Source organism: Halobaculum limi (genome assembly GCF_029490015.1).
Taxonomy (GTDB): Archaea; Halobacteriota; Halobacteria; order Halobacteriales; family Haloferacaceae; genus Halobaculum; species Halobaculum limi.
The window spans coordinates 2377969-2404697 of sequence record NZ_CP120468.1 but is presented as its reverse complement, the minus strand read 5'-3'; the positions used below and the strand labels follow the sequence as shown (position 1 = coordinate 2404697).

The following is a 26729-nucleotide window of genomic DNA, read 5'->3' as shown; positions in this document are numbered from 1 at the left end:
CCTTGCGAGTAGCCGAGAGTCTGGAACTCACGACACGAGCGATAGAACTCGCTCGCGAACGTCGTCACTGTGAGATGTTGTGTCGACGGAAATTGGTTGGCTGGGGAGTTCCCGGCCCCAATTTCATCCGGCCAGTCAGCAGCCGGATAGTGGATGGGCCAACGCGGATTTGAACCGCGGACCTCCCGGTTATCAGCCGAGCGCTCAACCTGACTGAGCTATTGGCCCAGGTGAGCGCATTTCCGTGTAGTGGGAGAGATTGTTTAAGGGTTTCCGTTCGCCACCGTCGTCACGTCGTGCGATTGCACACCACAGCCGGACGCCGTCGTCGGAGGCTCGTCACCGCTCGCGTTCGGCGTCGCGGTCGGCGTCGTCGTCGACCTCCTCGAAGTCTACGTCGACGAAGTCCTCACCCTCGCGCGTCGCGGTGTCGGTTCGCGTGTGGCCGCCGTCCGCGTCGACGCCGAAGCCGCCCATCCCGTCGCCGTCGCCGCTCGGGAAGCCCGCGGTCCACACATTCCCGGTGGCGAAGCCGTCCATCTGCGTGTCGACGTACGGGACGACCACGTAGCGGCGAAGCGCCTCGCGGATCGGGTACCGCGTCGGCGGCAACGCCAGGAGGAAGCCGATGGCGTCGGTGACGATGCCGGGCGTGAGCAGGAACGCGCCGGCGGCGATGAGCAGGCCGCCGTCGAGGAGTTCGCCGGTCGGCACTTCGCCGCTGGCGAGTTTGCGCTGGACCGACCGGAGGGTGTGGCGACCTTCCGCGCGGACCAAGAGCATCCCGACCAGCCCGGTCAACACGACTACGGCGACCGTCTGCACCGGCGTCAGGAGATTCGTCGCCACCCACAGCAGGAACACGATGTCGGCGAGGGGAATCGCCAACAGCGCCACCAGCAGGTAGCGTGGCCGAATGCGCATACACGGGCTACCCGTGCGTGCTGTATAGCCCTTTTCGTTGATCCGACGGGCACGACGCTCCCTCGCCGCGAACGCCGACTTTACGCCCGGCGGTCCCGGAGCGGAGGTATGAGCGACGAGACGCGCGTCGAGTGGCGCGAGTGGGGCGCCGACGCGTTCGCCGAGGCGCAGCGAACGAACAAGCCCGTCTTGCTGTTTCTCACGGCAAACTGGTGTGACGACTGCCACGCGATGCTGTTCGACACCTTCGGCGAACCGCGCATCGCCGCGAACGTCAACGACGGGTTCGTCCCCGTGAAAGTCGACGTGGATCGAGAACCGCGCGTCCGCGAGCGGTACAACATGGGCGGGTTTCCCTCGACGGTGTTCACCACCCCGAGCGGCGAGCTCCTCACGGGTGCGACGTACCTCGGGCCGGGTGGCTTCCGCTCGGTCCTCGACCGCGTGCGCGAGACGTGGGATTCCCAAGGAGAGGACGCCGGGCGCGTTCCTCGTGCCCTCGCGGGCAACGAGACGCCCGCCGGACCCGTCACGACTGCCATCGAGGAACACCTCGCGGGGCAACTCGACGCCCAGTGGGACCCCGACTTCGCCGGGTGGGGCGACGACGCCAAGTTCCCGATGCCACGAACCATCGAGTTCGCCCTCAAGCGCGACCGCTACAAGGCGACGCAGACGCTCGGCGCCGTCGAGCGCAATCTGGTCGACGACGACGGCGGCGTGTTCCGCTACGCCGCCGCCCGCGACTGGTCGGACCCCGCTCGCGAGAAACTCCTGTCCGACGACGCGGGCGTCCTCCGCGCGTTCGCCAACGCCTACCTCTACACCGGCGACGACACCTACCGTGAGACGGCCGAGCGCATCGGGCAGTTCCTCGACGCCGAACTCTGGTCGGGGTTCGCCTACGGCGCGAGCGTCGGCCCGGATGGCGAGCGAGTCGACTTGACTGCGTACGCCGGGGGCAACGCGCTCGCGGCCGACGCACTCCTCACGCTCGCCGCCTACACCGACGACGACACCGCCCGCGACTCCGCCGAGCGTGCGCTGGCGTACCTCCGCGAGACGCTCGTCGACGCCGACGGCACCGTCCGCCACGTCGACGACGACGACACCGAGACGGACCTCCTCGCCGACGTCGCCCGGGTGACGGCGGCATTCTGCCGCGCGGAGTCCGTCCTCGGCGACGGAGGCGACGTTGCACAGGCGGTCGCCGACCGTGGTATCGACGTCCTCGGCGACGACGACGCCTTCCGCGACGGTCCGGCGTCGGGGCCGGCGATGCTCGACCGCCCGCTTCGCCCTATCGACAGCGTCGTCGAGTTCGCGGACGCACTCCTCGACGTGGCGGCACTGACCGGGGAGCAGCGCTACCGCGACCGCGCGGAGGCCGCGGTCGGCGCGTTCGCGGGTGCGGCCGACCGGATGGGCGCGCAGGTGGCCAGTTACGGCTCTGTCGCCGCCCGGCTCACCCGGGACCCACTCGTCGTCGACGTGGGCACGCCGGCCGGATCAGACCTCCACCGCGCCGCCCTCCGCGTCGCCGACCACGAGAAGGTGGTCGTCCCCGACAGCGACCGGGCCCCTGAGGGGACGGCGGCGCTCCGGGGCCGCGACACCGACCCCGCGGAGACGCCCGCGGCCCTGATGGACCGCGTCGCCGACACCGTCAGGTAACGCTCGCAGTCGAGACGACGAGCGGTAGGCACCGACCACTGTAAACTGGGGATGAGTTTTTGTATCCCCGTTCCCACCCACGCCTATGGCGAATCTCCGTGACTTGGGGCTCTCCGAGTACGAGTCCCGCGCGTACCGTGCCCTGCTCGATTCCGGGCCGGCGACGGCCAAGGAGTTGTCCGACGCCAGCGGCGTCCCGATGGGTCGCGTGTACGACGTACTCAACAGTTTAGAACGGCACCGTCTCGCTCGAAGTCAGGCGGCCAGTCGTCCGAAGAAGTACCTCGCGGTCGAACCCGACGCGGCGCTGGACCGACTGCTCGAGGAGCGAAAGCGGGAACTCGACGAACAGGCCGACCAGTACGAGGCGGTCGTTGAGGAACTCACCTCGGAACTGGAGGCGGGCGACCCGCCGGACGAACAGTTCTGGACGGCGGCGCTCGGCCCCGACGAGACGGCTGACCTGCTGTTGGAGCGACTGTCGGCGGCCGACGAGCGTGTCGTGATGATTGCGGCCGCTCCTGCGTCGGGACTGGACATCGGCGATTTGGGCGAGGCAATCGCCGCCGAACTGGAGGCCGCACTCGAACGCGGTGTCGACGTGTCGCTGCTGCTGTCCGAGGACCTCCCGGCACAACTCCCGAAGAGCGTCGAACGGCGCTATCTCGACCGGATGGCCGACCACCCGAACTTCGCCGTGCGGACCGCACCGCGACTGCGCGGCACGTTCACGCTCGTCGACGATGCGGAGGTGTGTATGGAGGTTCCCAGCCCTGTCGACCCGGACGCCTCCTTCGCGATGATCGACCTGAAAGACCCCGAGTTCGCCGCCGACGTTCGCCAGTCGTTCCACGACCGCTGGACTGACGCAACTCCGCTGTTGGACTGACGGCTCCGCGCCAGAAGAATCGAAGCTGTGGTCGGGGTGGACCGTCGCCGTTACTCGCTCAGTTCCGACCGGAGCGTGCCCATCGTGATGTCGCGTTCCGCGTGGGCGTTGTGCTGGTGGATGGACTCGTCGTTCGACTGCTTCATATGGACGACCACGTCGTCTGCGAGGTGGTCGTATCGCTCGACCACGTCTTCGGCCATCGTCCGGACGCAGTCTTCGACGAACTTCGCGTCGGCGTGGGCCTCGTAGGTCATATGGTCCTCGTCGGGCCGTTTCGCGTAGTTATAGATGCGGGCGCTCATCGCGTCACGGGCCGTGTCGATGATGTCGAGGAGGTCGACGTCGAGCGTCCCCTCGGCGGTGAACGTCAGGGTGGCGTGACCGCGCTGGGAGTGTCCCGGTTGGGGAACCGCGTCGAGGAACGCCTCGGCCGTCTCGTCGTCGACGCCGAGGTCGTCGAGTTTCTCACGGGCCCGCGACTCGGACATCCCCTGTGAGCAGGGACACACCGTCATTCCCGTTACCTCCGCACCGATCTCTTCGCGCGTACCCTCCTCGTCGGCGACCGCGCTCGCGATGACCGTCGAGGTGGACTGCGTCTCGCGACCCGAGGCGGGCGTGTCCTCGCGCGTGACGAGTTCGGCGGTCATCTCGATCTCCGCCGTCGACGTGTAGTCGTGTTTCGCGAGGAGTCGCTCGGCGGCGTCGCCGCAGACGTCCTCGATGCGGTAGGCCTCCTCGCGGGTGGCGGCCTCCAGCACTTCGTCGATGACCTCCATATTACGGCTCATGTCGATCCCTTTGCGCTCGCCGGGGAGGTCGACGAACACGGCGAACTCAGCCATAAACACCCACGGCCGGTCGGCACCGCGGTCGATCTTGACGAGTTTCTCGACGCCGGTGACACCGACCTGGCTCAGTCCGACGGAGACGTCCGGCCGACTGGCCTGCACGTCCGGCAACTGGTGACTCATTGAGTAGATGTTTCCACGGGACGACGCTGATTAGTGGTTTCGAAAGGTGAAGTCCTGTGACAGCGGCCGCGATCGCACGCCGCCCGCCGCTGCCGGCGTCAGTTCAGGGCCAGTCGTCGCGGGTCTCTTCGGCGAACGGGTCTGACTCCGTTTCGGGGTCGGTCAACTCCCAACCTGCGGCCACTGCGGCCTGTTCAAGCGGGAGAAACTCCCAGTCGGTGGCTTCGGCGACCGTTCGGTCTTCGTCGCTCGTGCCGACGAAGACGTGGCGGTCGGTGTCGAACTGCCGTTTCACGTTCTCCAGTGACTCTTCGACGCCGCGTGGCCCGGAGAAGAAGTCCTGCCGAACGCGATGTTTGCGCGTGAAGTTCGTGACGACGTACGTCGGCTTCTCGGAGACGACGCCGACGTACTTGGTCCACCCCCGAGCGTCGTTGAACACCGCGTTCGGGTCGGCTAACGACTTGAGCGCGTCCAGTTCGAAAGCGAGCGTCATGTCGCTCGACCCACCGCTGTCCATACGCGAATTCGGTCGGAGACGCCGAAAACGGTGTCGGTCCGCTACTGGCGAACGGTCGACCCGCCGCCGCCCTCACTTCTCCTCGCTGGCTCGTCTACGTCGGCGTGAGCGTCAGTCCGACGCGCGGCCGGTGCACGAACAACCCGGTAGTACGATGTGAACACGATTACCTCTCCAGGGTTGAAATCGGGGGCGGGCGTCCGTTCACCAGTACGCAGGTCGCGGAAGGCGGTACGCGCTGACTCGCTCAACTGGTCGACGTGCCGCACGGTCGCGTCCTCCGGAACCGTCTCGGCGCGACGTACCGTCAGCGGCTGATCGCTTCGTGCCACGCTATACCATACCACATAATCGTATGTAGTTCTTGCGTCGCGCGTGACTGGTCACCCGCAGGGAGGCCGTAAACACGGCTGGTGAGCGATGTAGCCGGCGGCAGCGTCGTTCCCAACGAGGCCACCGCTGGCGACAGCAGCGCTTCACGGAAACGGCTGCAGAACGTGGAGAGTACGGCGTCGACGCGGCGTTACTCGGCGGTCGCGCCTTCGGTTTCAAGATCGTCCGCGGAGAACCCGTCGGTCATCAGGAGGTCTTTCTGTCCGCTCACGTCGACCTGTTCGCGCATCAGTTTCTTGTACGCCGACTGCGGCGCGAGGTTGCCGATGAGGACGCCGCCGACGACCTTGCCGTCTTTCAGAGCGAGACGCCGCCACTCGTCGTCGCCGAACTTCTTCGTCACCTCGTCGTCGCCGAGCGTCGGGTGGCCAAACGAGAGGAACGGGAAGTCGAAGTGAGTGATGGAGTACGAGGAGACCCAGCGGAACTCTTCGCTGCCGTGGTCCAGCATGTTCTTCGCCGCGATGGTCCCCTGCTCTTTCGCGCTCCCCCACGCGCCGTTTTGTGCCTGTTCGCCCAGGATGACGTCGTAGAAGCGGGTGATGTCGCCCGCGGCGAACACGTCGGGGTCGTTCGTCTGCATGTACTCGTCGACGAGGATGCCGTCGTCCGTCTCGATGGGCGTGTCCTCGACGAGTTCGGTGTTGAGGTTGAGACCGATGGCGACGCCCGCGAAGTCCGCCTCGAAGCGGTCGTCGTTGGGGTCGACCGCGGCGGTCACGTGACCGTCGTCGTCAGTCTCGAAGTGGTCGACGCCGGAGTCGAACACGGGTTCGACGCCGCGTTCGCGCATCGCCTCGTGCATAATCTCTGCACCCTCCTCGTCGAGGGCGTAGCGCCACCAAGAGTTGCCGCGCATCAGGTACTTGCCTTCGACGTCCTGTGCGCCGCAGATAGCGGCCAGGTCGATCCCGAGCAGACCCGCGCCGACGATGACGGCGTTCTCTGCGCCCTCGGCGGACTCGCGGATGCGACGGGCGTCCTGGAACGTCCAGAAGTGGTGGACGCCGTCGGCGTCGCTTCCCTCGACGGGGAGCTGCTGTGGCGTTCCCCCGACCGAGAGGAGCAGTTTGTCGTACTCGATGACGTCACCGGTGTGCGTTTCGACCTCGTGCTCGTCGGTGCGGATGTCCGTGACGAGCGTGTTGAGTTCGAGGTCGATGTCGCGGTCCTCGTACCAACTCGTCTCGTGGATCGAGATGGGCGCCTCGGGGAGTTTCCCTTTGGCGAACTCTTTGATGAGGATGCGATTGTAGAGGGCTTCTCCCTCGTCAGTGATGACGGTGATGTCGGCGTCCGGCGCCTCCTCCCGGAGGGTCTCGGCGGCGGAACTACCGGCGATCCCGTCGCCGATGATGACGAACGACTCGCTCATACCCGGGCTTCGGATTCGGGGTTAATGTGGGTTGCTATCCTCGTGGGAGTTCACGCGGCTACGTAACCCAGACAGGATGGGCCACCGAATCGCGTGCCTCCACGGACGTGCTCCGGTTCGCCGCACATTCAAGACGACGCGGCCCCAATCGCGTTCACAGATGAAACTCCGGCAGAACGTCCGTCACTGGGCCGCGAAGCGTGCGCTCACGACGCCGGTCGTCGGTGGCTACGTCAACGACAAACTCGTCGGCCTGCACACGAGTATCTTCCTCGAGAAGGCCGACGAGGCCCACCGCGAGGACCGACGCGACCACCTCGACGACTTCTTCGACGCGACGATGGACACGTACGTCGCCGCACTCGACGCCGGGTACCCGGAAGCGGAGGCTCGCGAGGTCACCCACATCCAAGCGAACTTCGACTTCTTCAACCACGGGTGGGCCGAGATGATGGAGTTCCCCGGCGACGAACTGGAAGAGCACTACCGGCGCTACGAGCAGTTCTTCCAGCGATACGGTATCACGATCGACGATCCCCTCGGTGAATTCTACCCCGCAGACGGGGTCGCCGGAGCGCCGGCGACGCCCGAGCGGATGGCCGAAGGCGAGTTCGAGAACGCCGTCGCCGGCTTCGCGGACGACGCCTACGTCGAGGATGCAGACGGTGACGTCCACATCGGCGGCACCGAGGAACCCGACGACGTCGACATCGAGATGGCTCCCGGCGCCGACGAGGCGAATATCGACGCCGACGACGAGGCGCAGGCGGACTGACGCGACTGCACGGCGCGCCGGCCTCGACCGCTCTATTTACCTGAATTGAGGTGCTAAGGCCCCTTCTTCAACGACGAGCGAAGCGAGTGAGTAGGGAGGGGATACAGCGCCGCATAGTTCTCAAACACGTTCGTCGCTTGGCCCATAGGGCTACGCAATCGCAACTGTTTATTACGTTGTTTGCATAATTTAGGGTGTGGCAACGCGCAAGACCATCTCTATCAGAGACGACCAAGAGGAGTGGATTCAGGAGAATCACCTGAGTCTGTCCTCGTTCGTCCAAGAGAAACTCGACGAACTCATCGAAGAACGCTCGTAGATGAACTACAACTACAGGTATCGGCTCCGACCGTCCGACGCCCTCGAAGAACAGTTAGTGTGGACTGTCGATACCTGTAGACAGGTCTACAACCACTTTCTGCACCGACGACACCTCCGCATACTCCGAACAGAAGCTCCTTCCGAGCCTCAAGAAGTGGTGGAACGACCTGAAAAGCGTTCACTCGAAAGTTCTCCAGAAAGTCGTTCAGCGGTTGTACGACAACCTCTCGACGCTTCGCGGGCGCAAAGCAAACGGCTACCGCGTCGGCACGCTCAAATGGAAGGCACCGGGCGAGTACCGCAGTTTCACCTATAGTCAATCCGGCTTCAAGCTCAAGAACACGGGCGGTCGGACTGAACTGTGGCTCTCGAAACTCGGTGAAATTCCACTCACTTTCCACCGCGACCTGCCCGACGACGCCAAAATCAAGACTGTCACGGTCAAGCAAGAACCGACCGGGAAGTGGTACGCCGTCCTCGGCGTCGAGACGTCCACCGACCCACCAGAGAAACCCGAGAATCTCGAGCGGTGCGTCGGCATCGACGTGGGGATTCTCACGTACGCCCACGACACCGACGGAACTGCCGTCGAATCGCTTGACCTCTCGGACGAACGCGATCGCTTGGAACGCGCACAGTGCAACCTCTCACGGAAGAAATACGGGTCGAACAATTGGGAGAAACAGCGCCGAGTCGTGGCCGAACGACACGCGGAGTTGAAGAACAAGCGGCGAGACTTCTTGCACAAACTCTCGAACTACTATGCCCGAGAGTACGACCTCGTGGCCGTTGAGAAATTAGACACGAAGGGACTGGTCGAACTGCCGGGCAACTCTCGAAACCGGGCAGGTGCGGCATGGGGGACGTTCTTGCGGATGCTCGAATACAAGTGCGAACGCGAAGGGGCTCACTTTGTCGCCGTGAATCCGCGTGGGACGACGAAAGAGTGTGCGTCCTGCGGCGTCTCGACGGATAAGCCGCTGTGGGTGCGCGAACACTCCTGTCCGGCGTGCGGATTCGAGGCGGATAGAGACGCGAACGCGGCGTGGAACATCCTGTCTCGCGGTATCAAGCTGTTAGGAGCGGGACGCTCCGAATCACCGCCTGTGGAGACTGTGCTCCCTGTGTCCTCTGTTGTGGATGCAAAGCGCGTCGTAGAAACAGGAAGCCCCACCCTCAAGGAGCGAACGGCGTCAGCCGTGAGCGAGTAGGGTGGGGTAGTTCACTCCTGCCAGTCGGGGTTCGGCCGCGGCGGACTGAAGATGTCGATACCCTCTGCGGGGACGTCGCCACGATTCACCGCACCGTGGACCTCCTCGCCCGCAAGCACGTACGAGTCGCCGGCCGCACAGACGACTTCCTCGCCGTCCGCGAGGAGGAACGTCAGCGCTCCTTTCGTGATGTAGCCCGCCTGTTCGTGGTGGTGGCTGTGTTCGGGCACCTCCGCGCCGGGGTCGATACTGAAGTGTTGGACGCTCATCTCCTCGCCCGTCGCGAGTTGTGCGAGGTGGGCGCCGGGGACGGCTTCGGTGTCCTGGCTCGGGTCGTGTGGTTCGTGGTTCATACCGGGTCGGCGACGGCCGCGAACTTAGGTGTGGTCACGGAAGCAACGTTCAACTCAGAGGCCGCGCAAGCGTCGCGTATGTACGCGGTCGTCGGCTGTCGCTCCTGTGGCACGTACTGGCTGCTCTCGGACCCGGACGGGCAAGACTCCGCCACCTGCCCGCAGTGTGGCTCTCGCCATCCGATCCGTCGCCTCCACCGCTTCTACGAGTCGGAGGACCGCGCGGCCGCGGCGCAGGCGCGCGCGAAACTCCTCGCAGACAAGCAGGGGCAGTCGGACGCCTTCGAACGTGCGGGCACCGTCGCGGAGTTAGAGCGCGAGGTCGAGGCGTTCGAGGGTGCGGTCGACGACCGCGAGTACCTCGAGGGCTCGGGATTGGACGCCGACGAGGTGGCCGACGCGGGATCAGACGACAGCGGTGGGTCGCGTTCGCGCGAACAGCGGGTCCGCGACGCCCTCCGCGCGGGCAACGAGACGGAGGAAGCCATCGTCGAGTACGCGACAGACCGGGGCGTGCCCGCGGAGGCGGCGCGAACCATCCTCGACCGCCTGACGCGCCGCGGTGAGGCGACGGAGTCGCGCGGCGAGTATCGCCTGCTGTAACGACAGGCGAGGGTTTATTTCACATCGGGAGGCAGTCCCCGCTATGCTTCCGACCACGACCGGCCTCGTCGCCGCCGCTCACAAGTCGGTCCTGGTCACGGGTTCGCTTCCACTCGTCGCGTCGGGCGACGAGCGACCGTTCGCCGCGCTGTTGTTCCTCGCGGCGTTCGTCTCCCTCCTCGGCGTGTTTCTCACCTTCAACGGCGCGGCCGCGTACGCGCTGTTAGTGTGGGAGGGGACGGCGGGCGTCGTCGCGTGGATGTTCGTCCACCCGTACGTCGGCGCGTTCCTGTTCGCGGCGGCAGCGTTTCAAGCACCGCTGGCGGCCCACATCTGGGGCGACCCGCTCGAACTCCGACGGCGTGGCTGGCTAGTAATTCACGCGCTCGTGGTCAGACTCGACGAACGATAGCCGGGAGAAGAGGCTCTGGCGCCCGTCGTCGACGCCCTGCTCAGCGCCCGAGGCTGGCGTGTGCCGACGAGAGGTTACGCGAGGCCAACGCCGACAACAGCGACAACTCGCCCGCCAGCGACGCCACCGCGACGGCCTCCGCGAGGGCGTCGGCGTTGCTCCCGGCGGGGTCACCGCCGCCGCGCACCCCGAGGACGTCAAGCGCCTCTGACTGGGTGGGGAGTTTCGTTCCGCCGCCGACCGTCCCCACCTCCAGCGACGCGATGGTGACGCTGACGTAGAGGTCGCCGTCGCGAACTTCGGCAGTCGTGATGGCGTTGGCCCCCTCGACGACCTGCGCGGCGTCCTGCCCCGTCGCGAGGAACATCGCAGCCACGGAGTTGGCGACGTGGGCGTTGAATCCGAGGCTCCCGGCCTTCGCCGACCCGACGAGGTTCTTGCGCGTGTTCACCTCTGCGACGGCTTCCGGCGTCGTCTTCAGCGTCTCCTTCACCGTCTCGCGGGGGATAGTGACGTCGGCGGCGACGGTGCGTCCGCGCCCCTCAACGGCGTTGACGGCGGCGGGCTTCTTGTCGGTACAGAGGTTGCCCGAGAGCGCGACCAGATCCGCGGTGGTCTCGGCCTCGATGACGTCGCAGGCCTCCTCGGTCGCGATGGTGGCCATATTCATCCCCATCGCGTCTTTCGTGTCGTAGGCGAAGCGGACGAACACGGTGTTTCCGACGACGTACGGCGTCGCCTCTTTGAGTTCGCCGTGACTCGTCGTCGACTCGGCGGCCTCTCGGAGCGTGTCGACGTGGTCGCGCACCCACGAGGAGAGCGCCTCTGACTCGGCCACGTCGGCCACGCGGAACGCCGGGGCACGGGTCATCCGGTTCTTGAGGACGCGCGCGCCCGCGCCACCGGCGGTGTTGAGCGCGGCACAGCCACGGTTGACGGAGGCGAGTAGCGCCCCCTCCGTCGTCGCCATCGGGAGGTAGTGTTCGCCGGAGATGGCGCCGCCGTCGATCTCGACCGGGCCGACGACGCCCAGCGGAATCTGGATCGCGCCGACCATATTCTCGATGGCAGACTCCGCCTCGGCGGCGTCGAAGGCGTAGTCGCCGCTGGTCGACAGATCTGCGCCCGAGTGGTCCTCGACGAGGAGGCGGCGGGCGGCGGCGGCGGTATCGGCGTCCGCGTGCTCCTCCAGTTCGTACAGGCGGAGGTCGCCCTCGCGGACGCGTTCCGCGAGCGTCTCGGCGTCGGTGTCGGTCATACGTCGCCGTGACGGCGGCGGGCGCTAAGTCGTGTCGGTTCTCGCGGCCCGAGGGTCGCCCGCTTCCCGAACGGTTTTGCCGCGGGCGACCACCGCTTCGCGTATGACCGACCCCGCAGACCTCGTCGTCACGAACGCCGAGGTCCACACGCTCGCGGACCCCGACGAGACGTACGAGGCGTTCGCCGTTCGCGACGGCCGTATCGTCCGACTCGGGACGACGTACGACGTGGAGTTTCTCGCCGGCGCGGAGACGGAGACGTTCGACGCGGAGGGCCGGGTCGTCCTCCCCGGCTTCATCGACGCCCACACGCACCTGCTCAACTCGGGGCGGTATCTCGTCCACGCCGACCTCTCTGTGGCTGACTCACCCGAGGAGGCGGTCGAGTTGCTCCGAGCGCGGGCCGCGGAGGTCGAGGAGGGGGAGTGGGTCCTCGGGTTCGGCTACGACGAGTCGACGTGGGCGGAGTCGCGCTACCTCACCGCCGAGGACCTCGCGTCCGTCTCCGAGTCTGCGCCCGTCGTCGCGTTCCGCGAGGACATGCACGTCGCCTCCGTCAACGACGCCGTGTTCGACCGCCTGCGCGAGGAGATGCCCGACGACGACGTGCACACCGAAGACGGCGAACCGACTGGCGTCGTCGTCGAGGAGGCAGTCGACCCCGTCTACGAGGCGATCGAACCCGGCGTCGAAGAGGCCGAGGAACTCGTCCGTGCGGCACAGCGCAACGCGAACGAACGCGGCGTGACGATGATCCACGACATGGTCCGCCAGTCGAAAGCGCCCGAAGTGTACCGGGACCTCGATATGGCGGGCGACCTCTCCCTGCGCGTCCGGATCAACTACTGGGCCGACCACCTCGACTCGCTCGTCGACGCCGGTCTCCGCACGAACCACGGCAGCGAGTTCGTCCAGACGGGCGCGGTCAAGTCGTACACCGACGGCACGTTCGGCGGGCGAACCGCGAAACTGCACGACCCTTACGCCGACACAGAGGAGGAGACCGGGACGTGGGTGCTCGACCCCGACGATATTGACGGTCTCGTCGCGCGCGCAGATGCCCACGGCTTCCAGGTGACGCTACACGCCATCGGCGACGCCGCCATCGACGCCGTCCTCGACGCCTACGCGGACACCGACGCACCCGGCGAGTCTCGCCACCGGATCGAACACTGCGAACTCGCCAGCGACGAGGCCATCGATCGGTTCGCCGAGATGGACGTCGTCGCCTCGATGCAGCCCAACTTCCACAAGTGGGGCTTCGAGGGCGGCCTGTACGACGCTCGCCTCGGCGACCGCCGCACCGACGCGAACCGCCTGCCCGAGTACCTCGATGCGGGCGCGCCGCTTGCGTTCGGGAGCGACTGTATGCCGCTCGACCCATTGCTGGGCGTCCACTACGCCGTGAACGCTCCCAGCGAGGGCCAGTTGCTCGGCGTCACTGAGGCGCTCCGGGCGTACACCGCTGGCGCGGCGTACGCGGGCTTCGACGAGGATCGCCTCGGCACGCTCGAGGTCGGCAAGTGCGGCGACTTCGTCGTCCTCGAGGAGTCGCCGTGGGACCGCCCCGATGCGATTCGAGACATCGACGTGGCGGCGACCGCTGTCGACGGCGACGTGGTGTACGACGGCCGCTAACTCGGTGACTCACCGTCGATGGTCTGCACGAGACGGGTTCGGTTTGGCGTGAACCCCTCCCGTTCGTAGAGTCGCTGCGCCGCCTCGTTCTCGACGCTCACCGAGATGGACAGCGTTGCACAGTTCCACGCCGCACCCCGCTCGCGACAGGCGTCGAGCAGCGCCGCCCCGATGCCGTCGCGTCGGTAGTCGGGGGCGACGTACAGTTCGGAGACGTGGCAGTCGGGCCCGCGGTCGAAGATGGGCGGCATCGACTCGCGTTCGGCCGACGCGAACCCGACGAGGTCGCCGTCGACGACGGCCACGACGTCCGCCGTCGCGCCGTCGGCGAGACGGTCACGACGATGCTCGATCCCCGGGCCGCGGAGGTCGTCTGCGAGCGGGTGGAACGGTTCGGCCTCGGCGCTGGCGCGGGTGAACGGGACCCACAACTCCTCGACGAACGACTCCACCTCGTCGGCGGCGAGTGGGCGAATCTGCACGCGGGCGGATCGGACGGGAACGGATTAAGCACCGGGGCACGTCTCGCGCCACTCACTCGAACGAGATCTGAACTGCCTCGTCGTCGCCGCCGACGCTCGCGCCGTCTTGCTGTGCGAACGCCTCGTGGAGGCGCTCCCACGTGTCGTCGAGCGCCTCGACGATGACCTTCGTGTCCGAGACGACCGGCATGAAGTTCGTGTCGCCCGTCCACCGCGGGACGACGTGGGTGTGGAGGTGGTCGTCGATTGAGCCACCGGCGGCGCTCCCGCCGAGGTTCAATCCTGCGTTGATGCCGTGCGGATCCATCGCAGTTTCGAGCGCACTGATCGTTCGCTGTGTGAGTCGTGAGTGGTCGAACAGGGTCGCCTCGTCGAGTGCGGGGTACTCGCCCTCGTGGGCGCGCGGGATGACCATCACGTGACCGGGGTTGTACGGGTAGTTGTTGAGGAGGACGAACGAGTGCTCGGAGCGAGCGACGATGCGTGAGGCGCGGTCGTCGTCGCGGTCGGGGAGGACACAGAACGGACAGCCGTCGATAGCGTCCTCGTCGTCCTCGCGTTCGACCCACTCGATGCGCCACGGCGCGAACACCTGATCCATACGACGGGCGTCGACCGGCCCGGTATTCAACCCCTGTGAGGTCGTTCGGCGACCGCAACGGACGCCGACCTCCGCGCAGTCTCCGGGTTCCGTGGCCGCTCAGTCGTTCTACGCTGTGGTATGCGAACCTTTATACTGCAGGTACCATCTTTATCGGTCTTAGCGTTGTAGGCGTCACCGCATGGCGACCCAACCCTCCGACCCCGAACGCGTCACTGAGCGGTGCGGCGACTGCGGCGGGGAGACGGCCCACGACGTGCGGGTGGAGATCCGCACCGAGAGTCAGAAGGAGGAAAACGCGGAGTTCTCCCGAGAACCCTACCGGATTACCACGTGTAACGAGTGTGGGTCCGAGACGGCGACCCGGATGAACAACGCGTAACACCAGACTGCCTGTATCGGACGACTATCCCGCGGCCGAACCGGAGCGGCCACCGGGACTCACTATCGAGTTACCGACGACCCACAGCATCGACGCTGTCGACTGGGCGCGGCCTCGCGCGTGGCGTCAGTGGCGGCTCTCCTCACTCGAAGAGGCCGGCGGTCGTCGCCTCGACGCCATCCTCGGTGACGATGAGCGTGTGTTCGGCCTGACTCACGAGTTCGCCGTCGGCCTCCTTCAGGACGGGGTACCCCTTCACTGCCCCCTGCCGGACGAGGCGGCGAAGCGCCATCTCATCGCGCGAGGAGTCGAGCCACCGCGCGGCAAAGGGTAGGCCGTCGAACTCCCGCACTTGTTCGAGCGCTTGCCGCGCCGCCCGATTTCGCACGGACACGTCTTGCGTCAACTCGAAAATTTCCTCGTCGCTCCCCTCGCCGACCTTCCCGCGGCCCGTCGTCACGAACGGTTCGATGGCGACGACCTGCCCCGGTTCGAGTTCGACCGAGCGGTCGACGCCCCGGTTCGGCACGTTCGGCCCGGTGTGGGCGTCGAATCGCTCGACGCCGTGGCCCGAGAGGTTGTACACGGGCGTGTACCCGTACGCGTCGATCACGTCTTCGATCTCTGCGCCGATTTCGCCGACGGGGACACCCGGCCCGGCGGCCTCGACGGCGGCCTCCAGCGCCTGTTCGGCGGCCTCGACCAGTTCCGTCTCACCCGCGAGGTCGACGGTGACCGCGGCGTCGGCGATATAGCCGTCGACGTGGACGCCGATGTCGAGACAGACGACGTCCTCGCCGAACTCCGTCTCGTCGTCGCGTTCGGGCGTCGCGTGACTCGCCTCCTCGTCGATGGAGATGTTCACCGGGAACGCGATGCCTGCACCCTCCTCGCGGATCCGCTCTTCGGCGAACTCCGCGACTTCGAGGTGCGTCACGCCCGGTTCGACCATCTCGCGCGCCTCAGCCATCACCGTCGTCAGAATCTCACCCGCCTCGCGGTACTTCGCGATGACGTCCTCGTCGAGGGCACTCATAGACGGGGCTTCGACTGAACGGGCCAAAGGGATTGCGCTCTGTGCGGACGCAGATCGACGTGCGGGGGCGGAACTGCCTCCGCACGAACCGTGTGGCATTTCGTCTCACCGATCGGCACCCGTGTCTACGGATGGCACAATAGCACTATTCGGCGGCGTATTTACGGCTGGAGGTCATCTGAGCGGATGATGAGTGCGCCGCGATTCGGGCCGGAGGTCGAACCGATGCATCGACGGGTCGACATCGACGAGTGGGACGACGTGTACGTCGTTGGCGACGTTCACGGCTGTCCGGACGCCTTAGACCGCCTTCTCGACCACCTAAACGTCACTGACGACGACCTCGTGGTGTTCGTGGGCGACCTCGTTCGCAAGGGCCCCGACAGCAAGGCCGTCGTCGACCGCGTGCGCGCGGCCGACAACTTCCTCACGGTTCGCGGCAACAACGAGGAGAAACTCCTCCGCGGCGACAAGACGCTCCCCGAACTCTCGGACGACGACCTCGAGTGGATGGCGTCGCTGCCGGTCGCTATCTCGTGGGCCGGCGACGGCGACACGCCTGGGGCGCTCGTCGTCCACGGCGGCATCGACCCGCGCGTTCCGCTGACCGACCACTCGGTCGACGACCTTCAGAACAACCGCTCGCTCGTCCCCGGCGGGAGTTACGGCGACCGACCGTACTGGTGGGAGCGCTACGACGGCCCCGACCGCGTCTTCTTCGGGCACACCGTCCTCGCGCGCCCGGTCGTCCGTGAATTCGCCGTCGGCCTCGACACTGGCTGTGTGTACGGCGGCGAACTCACCGCCTACGACTGGCACGCCGACACGTTCCACGCCATCTCTCCCGACGACACCGCCGAGGAACGCGCCGAGCGAAAGATCTTGGATACGCCGTTTACGAGCCCCTCAGACACCGACTCACCGACGATCACCGTCGAGAGCGAGTCCGACTGACACCACCGGTCGACGCACGACTCCGACTGCGTCTCCGCATCTTCGCGCCTGTGTTCGATAGACAGCGACGCCGTCGTGTCTCAGTTGCTTGCTGTCGGTCGATGTCGGTCGATTCCGCCCGGGATCACCCCCGATCGTCCCCGTTGGAACGCTCTACTATTACCGTATTGACAGGAAGGCTTACCCGAGCGCCGGATAATTCTCAGTCATCGACGAACAGATGACCGATAGCGATCCCAACGGAACCGATACCTCGATTCCCGGCAGCGATACTGGAGACGACGACGTCACGGAGTCGGCGGTCGGTGACGACGTGGACGTGCACACCGACGGGCTATCGTACGGCGACCTCTCGGCGTTCGCGTCCGACACCCGAGACGGTGACGGGTCCGACAGTGACCTCACTGCCCCCGTGCCGTGGGCGAGACTGGGCACGGAGACGCCGCCGTTGACCAGTGACCACATCGAGTGGGGCGGCGACGTCGACCTGAACGGCACGCGCGTGCAACTGAGTCGGGAATTGAGCGAACTCGCCTTCCAGCGACGCGTCCTCCACGAGGCAGTCGACGAGCGGAATCCGCTGTTGCACCGCCTGCGATTCCTCGGCATCACGACGAAGAATATGGACGAGTTCTTTATGAAACGGGTCGGTGGGCTGAAACAGCAACTCGCCGCCGGCGTCACCGAGACGACGCCCGACGGACGGACGCCGCACGCGCAGTTGGAGGCCGTCCTCGACCACGCCAGCGACATCTTCGAGCGACAGTCGCGGTGTTTCGCGGAGTCGGTCGAACCGGCCTTGCGGGAGGCGGGAATCCGAATCGTCTCGTGGGAGGACTGCTCCGACCGCGAACGCGAGTTGCTGTCGGAGCACTTCGAGCGACAGGTGATGCCGACGCTGACGCCGCTGACGTTCGACCCCGCCCACCCGTTCCCGTTCATCTCGAACCTCTCGCTGTCGGTCGCGGTGCTCACGCGCGACGACGGCGACGGGGAGAAACGCTTCTCGCGGGTGAAGGTGCCGCAGAACCGCCCGCGACTCGTCCCGGTCGACGCGGTGTGTGCCAACCCCGGCGGCACCGAGACGGCCGCGGAGACGAGCGGCGAGGTGACGCGTTTCCTCCCGTTGGAGCGACTCATCGAGGCGAACCTCGATATCCTGTTCCCCGAGGCAGAGGTGTGTCACTCCTCGACGTTCCGCGTGACGCGCAACGCCGAGGTCCGGCGCAACGAGGAGGTCGCCGAGGGCCTCATCGAGATGATCGAAGACGTCCTCAGACAGCGTCGGTTCGCGACGGTCGTCCGACTGGAAGTGGCCGACGACATGCCCGAGGAGGTGCGTGACCTGCTCGTCGACCACCTCGACGTCACCGACAGCGAGACGTTCGAGCGCCCGGAACCGCTCGCACTCGACGGCTTCGACTCGCTCATCGACCTCGACCGTCCCGACCTCAAACTGGATCCGTGGACGCCCCAGCGACACCCACGGTTCGACGCCGTCGACGCCGAACATCCGCAGGACCTGTTCGCAGAACTGCGCGAGGACGACGTCCTCGTCCACCACCCGTACCAGTCGTTCAGCGGCACCGTCCAGGCGTTCCTCGACGCCGCCGCCCACGACCCCGACGTCCTCGCGATCAAAGCCGCCATCTATCGGACCGCGCCCGACTCGAAAGTCATCGGCAGCCTCATCGACGCCGCGAAAAACGGGAAGGAGGTCGCCGTGATGGTCGAGTTGAAGGCCCGCTTCGACGAGGAGAACAACCTCCGGTGGGTCAAGCGACTCGAAGAGGAGGGTATCCACGTCGCCTACGGCACCATCGGCCTCAAGACGCACTCGAAGGTCGCACTCGTCGTCCGCGAAGAGAACGGCGACGTGGCCACCTACTCCCACATCGGCACTGGCAACTACCACTCGGAGACGGCGAAAGGGTACGTCGACTTGGGCCTCCTCACCGCCGACGAGGAGATCGGCGGCGACCTGGTGAACCTGTTCAACTCCTTCACGACTCACGCCCGAAGCCGAGCGTACGACCGCTTGCTCGTCGCCCCCGAGAACCTCCGCTCGCAGATTACCGACCTGATCCGCGGCGAGGCGGCGGTCGCACGCGAGGGCGGCCGCGGCCGTATCGTCGCGAAGATGAACGCGCTGGAGGACCCCAAGATAGTCAGGGAACTGTACCGGGCGGCACAGGCTGGCGTCGACATCGACCTCGTCGTTCGCGGCATCTGTCGCCTCCGCCCCGGCGTTCCCGGCCTCTCGGAGACGGTTCGTGTCCACAGCATCGTCGGACGCTTCCTCGAACACTCGCGCATCTTCTACTTCGCGAACGGCGAGGGCGAGGGCGACCCAGCGTACTTCGTCGGGTCGGCCGACTGGATGACGCGCAATCTCGACCGTCGGGTCGAGGCGGTCACGCCCGTCGACGACCCTGACATCCGCGCCGAGTTAGAGACCGTCCTCGCGCATATGCTCGCCGACAACCGCCGTCGGTGGGTGATGCGTTCGGACGGTCGGTACGTCCAGTTGGAACCTGGTGAGGGCGACCCGACGCTCGACACGCACGAACGCCTCGCCGAGCGTGCCCGGCAGGGCGCACCCGAGCGTGAGCGACGGCGTTCGTCGAGCGACCCTGGCCGCGAACCCGAGGTCGACCTCGACGAAGTGTACACCGACCTCGGGGAGTGACCTCGCCGCGACCGCCGTTACTCGAACTCCAGCACCCGTCCGAGCAACACCGACGCGACGACGATGGCGACGAATCCGCCCGTTCCGAGCGCGAAGACGGTGGGGAGTTCTGCGACGTACGCGAGCAGTGCCGCGACAGCGCCGACGCCGACGCCGACCCCGAGTGCGTCGGTCGGTTCAGAGATGTCCATACCGACCTCTCGACGCCAGGTAACTTGAACACACTCGCCGCCCGACGCCGTTCGCGGCGGCCGGGGCGGTTCATTCGCGGCCTTTTTGCCGAGCGCGGGGGGAGCGGTGGTATGGCAAAACAGCCGCACCTGCTCGTCGAGGAGGGCGACGTCCACGACATCGCGCTCATCCCGGGCAACCCCGACCGCGTCGACCGGATCGCCGACCACTGTGACGAGTCAGAACTCGTCTCCGAGAACCGCGAGTACCGCATCGTAAACGCGACCTACGACGGCGTCGACCTCACCATCTGTTCGACCGGCATCGGCTGTCCGTCCGCAGCAATCGCTATCGAAGAACTCCACAACGTCGGCGTCGAGACGGTCATTCGCGTCGGCACGTGCGGCGGCCTCCAGACGGACGTCGAAATCGGCGATATGGTCGTCGCGACCGGATCCGCGAAAGAGGAGGGCACGAGCAAGCGCTACGAATCCGAGACGTACCCCGCCGTTCCCGACTATGGCACGCTCACCGCCCTCGTCGACGCCGCGGAGGCGCGTGACGAACAGGTCCACGTCGGCCCCATCGTCTCCGACGACGCCTTCTACAACGAGTCCGACGAGTTCGTCGCCGACTGGGAGGAGGCAGGCCTGCTGGCTATCGAGATGGAGGCGTCGGCCGTCTTCTCGCTGGCGCGTCGCCGCGGGATGAACGCCGGCGCCATCTGTACGGCCGACGGCAACCTCGTCGCTGGCACGCAGAAGGGCGCCGACTCCGACGACGAACTCCCAGAGAAGGCGAAGAACAACGTCGGTCGCGCCATCGACATCGCACTCGACGCGGTCGCGTCGTTGTAAGTCGACGGCTCAGTTCTCGTCCGGAGGTCTGTTGATCGCGACCGTAGAACAGTCAGTCGTCGCGGCCGGGGTCGTCGCTCCCCGACGTTCCTTCGTGCAGCAGTCGCTCCGCGATGGCCTCAGTGTTCTCGTCGCCGAGCGCCGACTCGACGAGGAGGTGCCCGCCGATGGACGCCGGGGAGATGACCGTGTTCGCGCCCGCTCGCTTGAGTTTGTTCACGTTCTCGCGGTCGGTCGCGGCGGCGACGATGTTCACTTCGGGGTTGAGTTGTCGCGCGGTCAAGATTGCGAGCGCGTCCTCCGCGTCGTTGTTCGTCGCGGCGACGACGGCGCGAGCGCTGGCGACCTTCGCGCGTTCGAGCGGTTCCTCGTCGGACGGGTTGGCCGTGAGCACGCGGACGCCCTCGCGTTCGCGAAGCGTTCGCGTGACGGCCTCATCGGGCGTGACGACGAGGAAGTCGACGTCGGCCGCGATGAGTTCGTCGATGAGCGGTTCGGTGAGTTCGCCGTGGCCGAGCACGATGATGTGGTCGGTGAGGAGGTCGATATCTGAGTCGGTCATACGTCCTAAGGCGTTGGTGAGGCGGGCTTCGATGGCGGGCGTGAACAAGACACCGAGGGCGACCGCGAAGGCGGCGACGTTGAGGACGAGCGCCGACATCGCGAACCACTTCGACAGCGGCGTGGTCGGCGTCACGTCGCCGTAGCCGACGGTCGAGGCGGTCACGACCGAGAAGTACACCGCGTCGGTGATCGTCACGATGTTGGTGAAGTCGTCGGCGAGTGCGAACGCGCCGGCCGTCGAGTAGCCGAGCGACCCGACGAGGCCCGCGATAGAGGCCCACTGCGTCGTCGTGAGGTCCAACTCGGTGGTGAACACGCTCCGGTTGATCACGACGGCGATCAACGCGATCAGCGAGAGGACGACCAACACCGGCCCGATGACGGTCGAGGCGACGAGTCCCTGTACCGCGGTCAGCGGCAACAGGACGACGGCCGCGTACCAGCCAGCGCGCAGGCCCCGGCGGAGTCCGTAGGCGGCGATGAGCAGGGCGAACCCCGTCAACGCGCCAGTGAACCCAGCGAGGACGACGACACTATCCGGGAGCAGCGCGACGAACGGCAGCCTGGGCGTCGGGCGCGTGATGATCCCGCCGATGCCGGTGACGATCGAGAACAGCGCGGCGGCGCCGACGAGCAACACCGCGATCCGGCCGCCGAAGCGTTGTCGCCACCGTTCCATAGCTGGACTCACCGGTGGCGTGTGTATAAACGACACGACACAGCGGCGAGTAGAGCCGTCCGAGCGTCCACACAGAGCGGCACTCGGCGGGGATTCGGGGAGAGGTAGGGATTAGTACGTCGGGTGTTTGCCACTGGCTATGGTCGAACTCTCGCTCCCGGTCCAGGTCTTGCTCGGGGTGTATCTCGGGCTGCTCACCGGGATTGTCCCGGCGCTCGTCGCGTGGACGCTGGGATTCGTCTTCAAGTACTTTACCGGGGTGTCGATACCCGGATTCGGTGTTGTCGTCCTCGCGCTGGCCATCGCCGGTGTCAACGGGGGCTTGCTCGCCCTCAACGATCAGACGATCCGCGACTCAGCGAACGGCACCGCCCTGCTCATCGCGATCATCGTCGTGTTGATGGTGTCACTGTATGCGCATGCGAAAGGCGACGCGATGGGTGCGTCGCTTCCGAAGCGACTGACGCTCAAGCGACTCACCGAGCGAACCCTCGCGACGGACGTTGTCGACCTCGCGAACGGGCGGGGGCAGGTCCACGTCACCGTCGTCGGCGAGGTGGGCGACATCGAGGGGTACCCGGCACTCGGTACCGACCTCCGCGCGGCGGTCCGAGCGTTCGAGGACGACTTCCAAGCCGACCTGCTGCTCTCGGAACTGGAGACGGCCGTCGGGGAGCGACTCCGTTCGGAGTTCGACCTCTCGGAGGTGACCGTCAGACTCGACGAACGCGGGAAGGCGACCGTCGCCGCCGCGCCGCCGCTTGCGGGCGTCTCGAAGCGCGTTCCGAACGGGAAGCGCGCCGTCTCCGTCGACGCACTCCTTCCGACGGGGCTGGCACGCGGCGACGAGGTAACGGTGTTCACCGACGCTGGGGACTCGTTCGACGGGACCGTCGTCGCCGCGAAGAGTCGGGAGAAGTCGGACGGTAAGCCTGCTGCGACCGACGGCGGAACCGACGTTCCCTCAGTTCCAGCGTCGCCGACGACGGCAGGGGGAGACGGGCGACTCACCCTCGCCGTCGACCGCTCCACCGCGAAGACGTTGCTCGGTGCGTCGGTCCGCCGGGTCGTCGTCCGCTCGCGCGGCACGCGCCGGGAATTCGAGTTGGTGTCGTTGCTCAGACGGGCTGGCAAGCGGTTTCGTAGGGTATCGGTCCGCAGTAGCGGACCACTCGACGGCGTGAGTCTGCGAGAGGCGGCCGTGCGCGACGAGTACGGCGTCGCCGTGCTCGCCGTTCGACACGACGGTCGCTGGCGACTCGCGCCCGACGGTGCTGTTCGTCCAGCGGCGAACGACGACCTCATACTCGTCGGGACGCACAGCGACCTCGACCGATTCACGCAGGAGGTGGCGGCGTGACGCGATTCGCTACTGCTCGCCTGCCAGTCTCCGTCTCTCCGCTTCAGTCGGCCGCCGACGTGTTCGAACTGGTGAACCTGCCGCGACTGGTTGGGTTCGCCGCCGTCGCGTTCCTCGTCGCCGCCATCGCCGCCGCGGTGTACCGTTGGTACGTCAGCGAACCGGTTCCGCGTGGCCTGACGACGTTGCTCGGGACGGCTACGGTCGCAGTGTATCTCAACACGGTCGGCTTGTTCTCGTCGGTTCTGCCGGTCGGTGGCGTCGTCGCGACGGACCCGTTCGCACCGATGACCGTCCTCCGCAACGTCGTGAGCCTCCTCGTCGCCGCCGGGTCGACGCCGGTCGGTCGGCGTGCGGGCGACGCGTTTGCGACCAACGTGACCGCTGTCGCCGGCGGCGACAGAGTCGAGGGAGAACTGAGCCGGTTCGCGCGTCGCGTCGGGCGGATTCGTCCGGTCGAACTCCCCGACGAGGTGAGCGACATCGACGGGTACGACCCGGTCGACGACGCGACGAGAGAGCGACTCGCGGGTGAGACGCTGTTGTTCCCGCGGCGACTCTCAGACGCAGAATTGCGTGACAGGCTGGTGACGCGTCTGAAAGAGGAATACGGCGTCGGACACGTCGACGCGGAGTTCGACGGAACCGACGTAACCCGTCTCGCCGTCGGTCGACGGATGGCCGGGATCGGACCGACGCTTGAGCCGAGTGCCCGTGCGGTGGCGGTCCGCGCCGACCCGCCGAACGGCGCGGGCCCCGGAGACGTGGTGCAGGTGTGGCGGCATCCGCCGAACCCCGACGAGGGTGAGAACGCCCGGGCAGCAGTCGACGGGGTGGGTGCTGCGAACGGAGACGAAGAGCGCGTGGGTATCGAGGCGACGGAATCGGACGGAGGGCTCGAGGGAGTCCAGGCGGAACGCGTCGCCACGGCAGAACTGCGGGCAGTCGCGGGCGACGTGGTGACACTCGCCGTCGACGCCGCCGACGTCGAGGCGTTCGACGCCGACGGCACGTATCGACTCGTGACGATGCCGCGGAGTCCACGCACCGACCGAGAGTTCGCGTCGCTGTTGCGACTCGCCGACGAGACCATGGCGGTCCTCCACGTCGAGGCGGGGAGCGCCCTCGACGGCGCGACTGTCGGCGAGGTCACGGGATCAGTCGTGGCGGTCGAGTCGGCCGACCGGTCGGTACAACCGATTCCGCCACGGGGGTACGTCCTCGCCGCCGACGAGACGGTGTATCTCGTCGCACGTCCAGAGACGCTGCGGGAGGTCGAACGCCGCGCGACCGCCGACGCGAAGAGCGATACCGCGGCGAAGTGACCACCGTCGCAACGCTCTTACCCCCCGGGACGGGACGACTGCGTATGCACTGGAGACTGTTCGCCGACCTCGCGGAGGCGGCCGGCGACTCGGAACCGACCGTCGACGCCGCCGACGCCGAGACGGTCGGTGACGCACTCGACGCCCTCCTCGACGCGTATCCGGCGCTCGCGATGCGCGTCCTCGACGACGACGGCGACCTCGCGGGGCACATCAACCTCCTGCACAACGGACGCGACGTGCGCGAGGCGGAGGGACTGGCGACGCCCGTCGACGACGACGACGAACTCGCACTGTTCCCACCGGTCAGCGGCGGGAGTGGTGGAAAATCGTGTGACGGCGGCACGGAGCGGTGACCTTTCGGAAGCCTTAATTACGTCCCAGCGGAACCAGTGAGTGCAGAGGAAGCCCGGTCGGGTTGGTAGTCTAGTCCGGTTATGACACCTCCTTGACATGGAGGAGGCCGGCGGTTCAAATCCGCCCCAACCCACTTTCGTTCTCCGTCGAACTACCACGTCGAGTTCACACTCTCGTCTTCCTGCCTCCCACCGTCGTCCACCCCGAGTTATTCCTCCCCCGCTCGCGACGCCCCAGTATGGACACTGCCCTCGCGGAGTACCTCGACGAGTTCACACGCCGAGACTGGCAGACGCTCGCTCCCGACGCCGTCGACGACCCCGTTCGGGTCGCCGTCGTCGGCCTCGGGTGGTTCGCCCGGGAGTGGGCGCTGCCGGGCATCGCCCGGTCGGCGTTCACCGAGGCGACCGTCGTCACGGACATCAAACCTGCCACCGTCGAGGCGGCCGCGGCCGAACACGACGTGCGTGGTGTGTCGCCGGAGGAGTTCCGTGCGGGCGCGGTCGCGAGCGAGTACGACGCGGTGTACGTCGCGACGCCGAACGCGACGCACCTGGAGTACGTGCGTGCGGCCGCACAGCAGGGGAAAGCGGTCCTGTGTGAGAAGCCGCTGGAGTCTACCCTCTCGCGTGCGCGGGAACTCGTCGACGTGTGTGAGGACGCGGGCGTGCAGCAGATGGTCGGCTATCGGATGCAGACCGACCCCGCAGTTCGTCGCCTCCGCGACCTCCTCCAAGCGGGCGTCGCTGGCGACGTGGTTCACGTGCACGCGACGATGTCGCAGACGATGCTCGGCGAACTCGGCGGCGACCACGACCAGTGGCGACTCGACCCCGACGTCTCGGGTGGGTGTGCGCTGATGGACATCGGTGTCTACCCGCTCAACACGACGCGGTTCGTCCTCGACGCCGACCCGGTCCGAGTGTCTGGACGGACCCGAACCGAGCACGAGGCGTTCGCCGGGGTCGACGAACACGCGACGTACACTCTGGAGTTTCCCGACGGCGTCGACGCGATGTGTACGGTCAGTCAGAACGCCCAGCACGCGAGTCGCCTCGAGGTCACCGGGACGGACGCGAGACTGATCCTAGACCCGGCGTTTTACGAACGCGAGGACCGCGGCTTCGCGGTCGTCCGCGACGGCACTCGCGTCGACGTCGACTTCGAGCAAGTCCATCAACCCGAAGAGGAGTTCGCGTACTTCGGGCACCAACTCTTGGCCGGCGAGTCATTCTACCCGGACGGCGACCACGCACTCGTCGATATGGCTGCACTCGATGCGCTGTACGAGTCTGCCGAGCGTGGCTCGCCGGTCACACTCGACGAGTAGGTCGGTGCTAGTACTTCGACCGCTCCGAGATGATGAGTCGAGTGGGGACGGGTTGAGAACACGACAGTCGGTCGCAGCCGGTACCTTTGACCCGAGCGTGTAGGCTCAGCGTACTGTGTGTGTAGGAAGGGGGACCGCGGGGACCGTTTGTTCGACGGTTCAGTTACTGCCGTAGTCGTGGCCGAGGACCAGCGCCGCCGCGTTGGCGAGGAGGAGGCCAACGAGGACGGTCAGTTTTCCAGTGGAGATACCGCCCGCGAGCATCGGGAGGTACACCAACGGGAGGACGATGGCGCTGTAGAATGCGGCTGCCTTGATCGGTTCGACTGCAACGGTACGGCCAGTCACCGTGAGGCCTGAGAGGGCGTTCTTGAGTTGAGGTCGGGTCATCGCGTCGCGGACCGTCGCAACGGATGGGAGGGAGTTTGATTGGCTCATCGCGCATCTCAACGGACACCCCCTACCCACATATAGTATGACGAGCATTCGAGTTCATTCGGACGTTTCACCGGGAATTACACCAGTCGAACCCACTGTTCATAGACGCTTCAAAACAATGTAGACTATTTATAGCCGACTCTAAACTTTCGTTGCAGTAGTATCTATATCGCAAATTAT

General features: G+C 66.5%; 28 protein-coding genes, 2 tRNA genes and 1 pseudogene. 17 read left to right on the top strand and 14 right to left on the bottom strand.

The window, feature by feature from the left end:
* Positions 1 to 154: 154 nt before the first annotated feature.
* Both P0D77_RS12140 and P0D77_RS12135 read right to left on the bottom strand, forming a co-directional pair.
* Positions 155 to 228, bottom strand: a tRNA-Ile gene (locus P0D77_RS12140).
* A gap of 111 nt (positions 229 to 339) precedes the next feature.
* The gene (locus P0D77_RS12135) at positions 340 to 918 is read right to left on the bottom strand and encodes an FxsA family protein (RefSeq protein ID WP_277555798.1); all 579 of its coding nucleotides are present in this window, start codon (positions 916 to 918) and stop codon (positions 340 to 342) included.
* A 114-nt stretch (positions 919 to 1032) separates the two neighbouring features.
* On the opposite strand from P0D77_RS12135, the gene P0D77_RS12130 reads away from it, so the two are divergent.
* Together P0D77_RS12130 and P0D77_RS12125 are read left to right on the top strand one after the other, a co-directional pair.
* Positions 1033 to 2598 carry a DUF255 domain-containing protein gene (locus P0D77_RS12130; RefSeq protein WP_277553337.1) on the top strand — a complete coding sequence of 522 codons (1566 nt, stop codon included), beginning with the start codon at positions 1033 to 1035 and terminating at the stop codon, positions 2596 to 2598.
* A gap of 85 nt (positions 2599 to 2683) precedes the next feature.
* Complete coding sequence (locus P0D77_RS12125) at positions 2684 to 3487, top strand: TrmB family transcriptional regulator (RefSeq protein WP_277553336.1); 804 nt, start codon at positions 2684 to 2686, stop codon at positions 3485 to 3487.
* A gap of 50 nt (positions 3488 to 3537) precedes the next feature.
* Here the strand turns inward: P0D77_RS12125 and mptA are convergent, their stop codons facing one another.
* From mptA to P0D77_RS12110, 4 genes are all read right to left on the bottom strand, one after another.
* Positions 3538 to 4464 carry a GTP cyclohydrolase MptA gene (mptA, locus tag P0D77_RS12120; protein ID WP_277553335.1) on the bottom strand — a complete coding sequence of 309 codons (927 nt, stop codon included), beginning with the start codon at positions 4462 to 4464 and terminating at the stop codon, positions 3538 to 3540.
* 103 nt (positions 4465 to 4567) lie between these two features.
* Positions 4568 to 4984, bottom strand: a complete 417-nt coding sequence (locus tag P0D77_RS12115; protein WP_277553334.1) for a DUF7124 domain-containing protein — start codon at positions 4982 to 4984, stop codon at positions 4568 to 4570.
* 41 nt (positions 4985 to 5025) lie between these two features.
* Positions 5026 to 5316: a DUF7979 domain-containing protein gene (locus P0D77_RS17775; RefSeq protein ID WP_490396530.1), complete on the bottom strand. Its 291-nt coding sequence runs from the start codon at positions 5314 to 5316 to the stop codon at positions 5026 to 5028.
* A gap of 191 nt (positions 5317 to 5507) precedes the next feature.
* The gene (locus P0D77_RS12110) at positions 5508 to 6752 is read right to left on the bottom strand and encodes an NAD(P)/FAD-dependent oxidoreductase (protein ID WP_277553333.1); all 1245 of its coding nucleotides are present in this window, start codon (positions 6750 to 6752) and stop codon (positions 5508 to 5510) included.
* 160 nt (positions 6753 to 6912) lie between these two features.
* On the opposite strand from P0D77_RS12110, the gene P0D77_RS12105 reads away from it, so the two are divergent.
* From P0D77_RS12105 to P0D77_RS12095, 3 genes and pseudogenes are all read left to right on the top strand, one after another.
* Entirely contained in the window at positions 6913 to 7527 is a 615-nt protein-coding gene (locus P0D77_RS12105) for a DUF6149 family protein (protein ID WP_277553332.1), read from the top strand.
* A gap of 196 nt (positions 7528 to 7723) precedes the next feature.
* Positions 7724 to 7846, top strand: coding sequence for a hypothetical protein (locus P0D77_RS12100; RefSeq protein ID WP_255594979.1), 123 nt, complete (start codon positions 7724 to 7726; stop codon positions 7844 to 7846).
* Positions 7847 to 9059: pseudogene (locus P0D77_RS12095) on the top strand (RNA-guided endonuclease InsQ/TnpB family protein).
* Positions 9060 to 9070: 11 nt separating this feature from the next.
* On the opposite strand, the gene P0D77_RS12090 reads toward P0D77_RS12095, so the two are convergent.
* Positions 9071 to 9412 carry a cupin domain-containing protein gene (locus tag P0D77_RS12090; RefSeq protein WP_277553331.1) on the bottom strand — a complete coding sequence of 114 codons (342 nt, stop codon included), beginning with the start codon at positions 9410 to 9412 and terminating at the stop codon, positions 9071 to 9073.
* A 78-nt stretch (positions 9413 to 9490) separates the two neighbouring features.
* Between P0D77_RS12090 and P0D77_RS12085 the strand changes: the two genes are divergently transcribed.
* Entirely contained in the window at positions 9491 to 10015 is a 525-nt protein-coding gene (locus P0D77_RS12085) for a DUF5817 domain-containing protein (RefSeq protein ID WP_277553330.1), read from the top strand.
* A gap of 43 nt (positions 10016 to 10058) precedes the next feature.
* Positions 10059 to 10427 (top strand): hypothetical protein, encoded by a 369-nt coding sequence (locus P0D77_RS12080; protein ID WP_277553329.1) that lies wholly within the window; start codon positions 10059 to 10061, stop codon positions 10425 to 10427.
* 40 nt (positions 10428 to 10467) lie between these two features.
* Here P0D77_RS12080 and hmgA read toward each other — a convergent pair whose 3' ends face one another.
* On the bottom strand, positions 10468 to 11685 hold the full coding sequence (gene hmgA / locus P0D77_RS12075; protein ID WP_277553328.1) for a hydroxymethylglutaryl-CoA reductase (NADPH): 1218 nt from the start codon (positions 11683 to 11685) through the stop codon (positions 10468 to 10470).
* Between the two features lie 103 nt (positions 11686 to 11788).
* Between hmgA and P0D77_RS12070 the strand changes: the two genes are divergently transcribed.
* Positions 11789 to 13324, top strand: coding sequence for an amidohydrolase (locus P0D77_RS12070; RefSeq protein ID WP_277553327.1), 1536 nt, complete (start codon positions 11789 to 11791; stop codon positions 13322 to 13324).
* Here P0D77_RS12070 and P0D77_RS12065 read toward each other — a convergent pair.
* Complete coding sequence (locus P0D77_RS12065) at positions 13321 to 13806, bottom strand: GNAT family N-acetyltransferase (RefSeq protein WP_277553326.1); 486 nt, start codon at positions 13804 to 13806, stop codon at positions 13321 to 13323. The genes P0D77_RS12070 and P0D77_RS12065 overlap by 4 nt on opposite strands.
* A gap of 52 nt (positions 13807 to 13858) precedes the next feature.
* Positions 13859 to 14407, bottom strand: a complete 549-nt coding sequence (locus P0D77_RS12060) for an HIT family protein (RefSeq protein WP_277553325.1) — start codon at positions 14405 to 14407, stop codon at positions 13859 to 13861.
* A gap of 181 nt (positions 14408 to 14588) precedes the next feature.
* On the opposite strand from P0D77_RS12060, the gene P0D77_RS12055 reads away from it, so the two are divergent.
* Positions 14589 to 14789: a DUF7835 family putative zinc beta-ribbon protein gene (locus P0D77_RS12055; protein ID WP_277553324.1), complete on the top strand. Its 201-nt coding sequence runs from the start codon at positions 14589 to 14591 to the stop codon at positions 14787 to 14789.
* 142 nt (positions 14790 to 14931) lie between these two features.
* On the opposite strand, the gene map is transcribed toward P0D77_RS12055, so the two are convergent.
* A complete protein-coding gene (gene map / locus P0D77_RS12050) occupies positions 14932 to 15825 on the bottom strand; it encodes a type II methionyl aminopeptidase (RefSeq protein ID WP_277553323.1) in 894 nt (297 codons plus the stop codon).
* A 189-nt stretch (positions 15826 to 16014) separates the two neighbouring features.
* Here map and P0D77_RS12045 point away from each other — a divergent pair, with 189 nt between their 5' ends.
* Both P0D77_RS12045 and ppk1 read left to right on the top strand, forming a co-directional pair.
* The gene (locus tag P0D77_RS12045; RefSeq protein ID WP_277553322.1) at positions 16015 to 16779 is read left to right on the top strand and encodes a metallophosphoesterase family protein; all 765 of its coding nucleotides are present in this window, start codon (positions 16015 to 16017) and stop codon (positions 16777 to 16779) included.
* A gap of 220 nt (positions 16780 to 16999) precedes the next feature.
* Positions 17000 to 19468: a polyphosphate kinase 1 gene (gene ppk1, locus P0D77_RS12040; protein WP_277553321.1), complete on the top strand. Its 2469-nt coding sequence runs from the start codon at positions 17000 to 17002 to the stop codon at positions 19466 to 19468.
* 17 nt (positions 19469 to 19485) lie between these two features.
* Here the strand turns inward: ppk1 and P0D77_RS12035 are convergent, their stop codons facing one another.
* Positions 19486 to 19659, bottom strand: a complete 174-nt coding sequence (locus P0D77_RS12035; RefSeq protein ID WP_277553320.1) for a hypothetical protein — start codon at positions 19657 to 19659, stop codon at positions 19486 to 19488.
* Between the two features lie 111 nt (positions 19660 to 19770).
* On the opposite strand from P0D77_RS12035, the gene P0D77_RS12030 reads away from it, so the two are divergent.
* Positions 19771 to 20496 carry a guanosine phosphorylase gene (locus P0D77_RS12030; protein ID WP_277553319.1) on the top strand — a complete coding sequence of 242 codons (726 nt, stop codon included), beginning with the start codon at positions 19771 to 19773 and terminating at the stop codon, positions 20494 to 20496.
* Positions 20497 to 20548: 52 nt separating this feature from the next.
* Here the strand turns inward: P0D77_RS12030 and P0D77_RS12025 are convergent, their stop codons facing one another.
* Positions 20549 to 21739 (bottom strand): NAD-binding protein, encoded by a 1191-nt coding sequence (locus P0D77_RS12025; RefSeq protein WP_277553318.1) that lies wholly within the window; start codon positions 21737 to 21739, stop codon positions 20549 to 20551.
* Between the two features lie 139 nt (positions 21740 to 21878).
* Here P0D77_RS12025 and P0D77_RS12020 point away from each other — a divergent pair, with 139 nt between their 5' ends.
* The 5 genes from P0D77_RS12020 (at position 21879) to gfo6 (ending at position 26111) form a co-directional block, all read left to right on the top strand.
* Positions 21879 to 23099, top strand: a complete 1221-nt coding sequence (locus P0D77_RS12020) for a potassium channel family protein (RefSeq protein ID WP_277553317.1) — start codon at positions 21879 to 21881, stop codon at positions 23097 to 23099.
* Positions 23096 to 24424: a DUF8167 domain-containing protein gene (locus P0D77_RS12015; RefSeq protein WP_277553316.1), complete on the top strand. Its 1329-nt coding sequence runs from the start codon at positions 23096 to 23098 to the stop codon at positions 24422 to 24424. The genes P0D77_RS12020 and P0D77_RS12015 overlap by 4 nt, the downstream gene beginning before the upstream one ends.
* Positions 24425 to 24468: 44 nt before the next feature.
* Positions 24469 to 24780, top strand: a complete 312-nt coding sequence (locus P0D77_RS12010; RefSeq protein WP_277553315.1) for a ubiquitin-like small modifier protein 1 — start codon at positions 24469 to 24471, stop codon at positions 24778 to 24780.
* Between the two features lie 59 nt (positions 24781 to 24839).
* A tRNA-Val gene (locus P0D77_RS12005) sits at positions 24840 to 24914 on the top strand.
* A gap of 105 nt (positions 24915 to 25019) precedes the next feature.
* Positions 25020 to 26111, top strand: coding sequence for a D-xylose 1-dehydrogenase Gfo6 (gene gfo6 / locus P0D77_RS12000; RefSeq protein ID WP_277553314.1), 1092 nt, complete (start codon positions 25020 to 25022; stop codon positions 26109 to 26111).
* Positions 26112 to 26270: 159 nt separating this feature from the next.
* Here gfo6 and P0D77_RS11995 read toward each other — a convergent pair whose 3' ends face one another.
* Positions 26271 to 26549, bottom strand: a complete 279-nt coding sequence (locus P0D77_RS11995; RefSeq protein ID WP_277553313.1) for a DUF8028 family protein — start codon at positions 26547 to 26549, stop codon at positions 26271 to 26273.
* Positions 26550 to 26729: the final 180 nt, after the last annotated feature.

Excerpts from the sequence above, each read along its gene's own strand:
- P0D77_RS12130 (WP_277553337.1), top strand. The coding sequence starts at position 1,033 with ATGAGCGACGAGACGCGCGTCGAGTGGCGCGAGTGGGGCGCCGACGCG.
- P0D77_RS12125 (WP_277553336.1), top strand. The coding sequence starts at position 2,684 with ATGGCGAATCTCCGTGACTTGGGGCTCTCCGAGTACGAGTCCCGCGCG.
- mptA (WP_277553335.1), bottom strand. The coding sequence starts at position 4,464 with ATGAGTCACCAGTTGCCGGACGTGCAGGCCAGTCGGCCGGACGTCTCC.
- P0D77_RS12115 (WP_277553334.1), bottom strand. The coding sequence starts at position 4,984 with ATGGACAGCGGTGGGTCGAGCGACATGACGCTCGCTTTCGAACTGGAC.
- P0D77_RS12110 (WP_277553333.1), bottom strand. The coding sequence starts at position 6,752 with ATGAGCGAGTCGTTCGTCATCATCGGCGACGGGATCGCCGGTAGTTCC.
- P0D77_RS12105 (WP_277553332.1), top strand. The coding sequence starts at position 6,913 with ATGAAACTCCGGCAGAACGTCCGTCACTGGGCCGCGAAGCGTGCGCTC.
- P0D77_RS12090 (WP_277553331.1), bottom strand. The coding sequence starts at position 9,412 with ATGAACCACGAACCACACGACCCGAGCCAGGACACCGAAGCCGTCCCC.
- P0D77_RS12085 (WP_277553330.1), top strand. The coding sequence starts at position 9,491 with ATGTACGCGGTCGTCGGCTGTCGCTCCTGTGGCACGTACTGGCTGCTC.
- P0D77_RS12080 (WP_277553329.1), top strand. The coding sequence starts at position 10,059 with ATGCTTCCGACCACGACCGGCCTCGTCGCCGCCGCTCACAAGTCGGTC.
- hmgA (WP_277553328.1), bottom strand. The coding sequence starts at position 11,685 with ATGACCGACACCGACGCCGAGACGCTCGCGGAACGCGTCCGCGAGGGC.
- P0D77_RS12070 (WP_277553327.1), top strand. The coding sequence starts at position 11,789 with ATGACCGACCCCGCAGACCTCGTCGTCACGAACGCCGAGGTCCACACG.
- P0D77_RS12060 (WP_277553325.1), bottom strand. The coding sequence starts at position 14,407 with ATGGATCAGGTGTTCGCGCCGTGGCGCATCGAGTGGGTCGAACGCGAG.
- P0D77_RS12055 (WP_277553324.1), top strand. The coding sequence starts at position 14,589 with ATGGCGACCCAACCCTCCGACCCCGAACGCGTCACTGAGCGGTGCGGC.
- map (WP_277553323.1), bottom strand. The coding sequence starts at position 15,825 with ATGAGTGCCCTCGACGAGGACGTCATCGCGAAGTACCGCGAGGCGGGT.
- P0D77_RS12045 (WP_277553322.1), top strand. The coding sequence starts at position 16,015 with ATGAGTGCGCCGCGATTCGGGCCGGAGGTCGAACCGATGCATCGACGG.
- ppk1 (WP_277553321.1), top strand. The coding sequence starts at position 17,000 with ATGACCGATAGCGATCCCAACGGAACCGATACCTCGATTCCCGGCAGC.
- P0D77_RS12035 (WP_277553320.1), bottom strand. The coding sequence starts at position 19,659 with ATGGACATCTCTGAACCGACCGACGCACTCGGGGTCGGCGTCGGCGTC.
- P0D77_RS12030 (WP_277553319.1), top strand. The coding sequence starts at position 19,771 with ATGGCAAAACAGCCGCACCTGCTCGTCGAGGAGGGCGACGTCCACGAC.
- P0D77_RS12025 (WP_277553318.1), bottom strand. The coding sequence starts at position 21,739 with ATGGAACGGTGGCGACAACGCTTCGGCGGCCGGATCGCGGTGTTGCTC.
- P0D77_RS12020 (WP_277553317.1), top strand. The coding sequence starts at position 21,879 with ATGGTCGAACTCTCGCTCCCGGTCCAGGTCTTGCTCGGGGTGTATCTC.
- P0D77_RS12010 (WP_277553315.1), top strand. The coding sequence starts at position 24,469 with ATGCACTGGAGACTGTTCGCCGACCTCGCGGAGGCGGCCGGCGACTCG.
- gfo6 (WP_277553314.1), top strand. The coding sequence starts at position 25,020 with ATGGACACTGCCCTCGCGGAGTACCTCGACGAGTTCACACGCCGAGAC.
- P0D77_RS11995 (WP_277553313.1), bottom strand. The coding sequence starts at position 26,549 with ATGAGCCAATCAAACTCCCTCCCATCCGTTGCGACGGTCCGCGACGCG.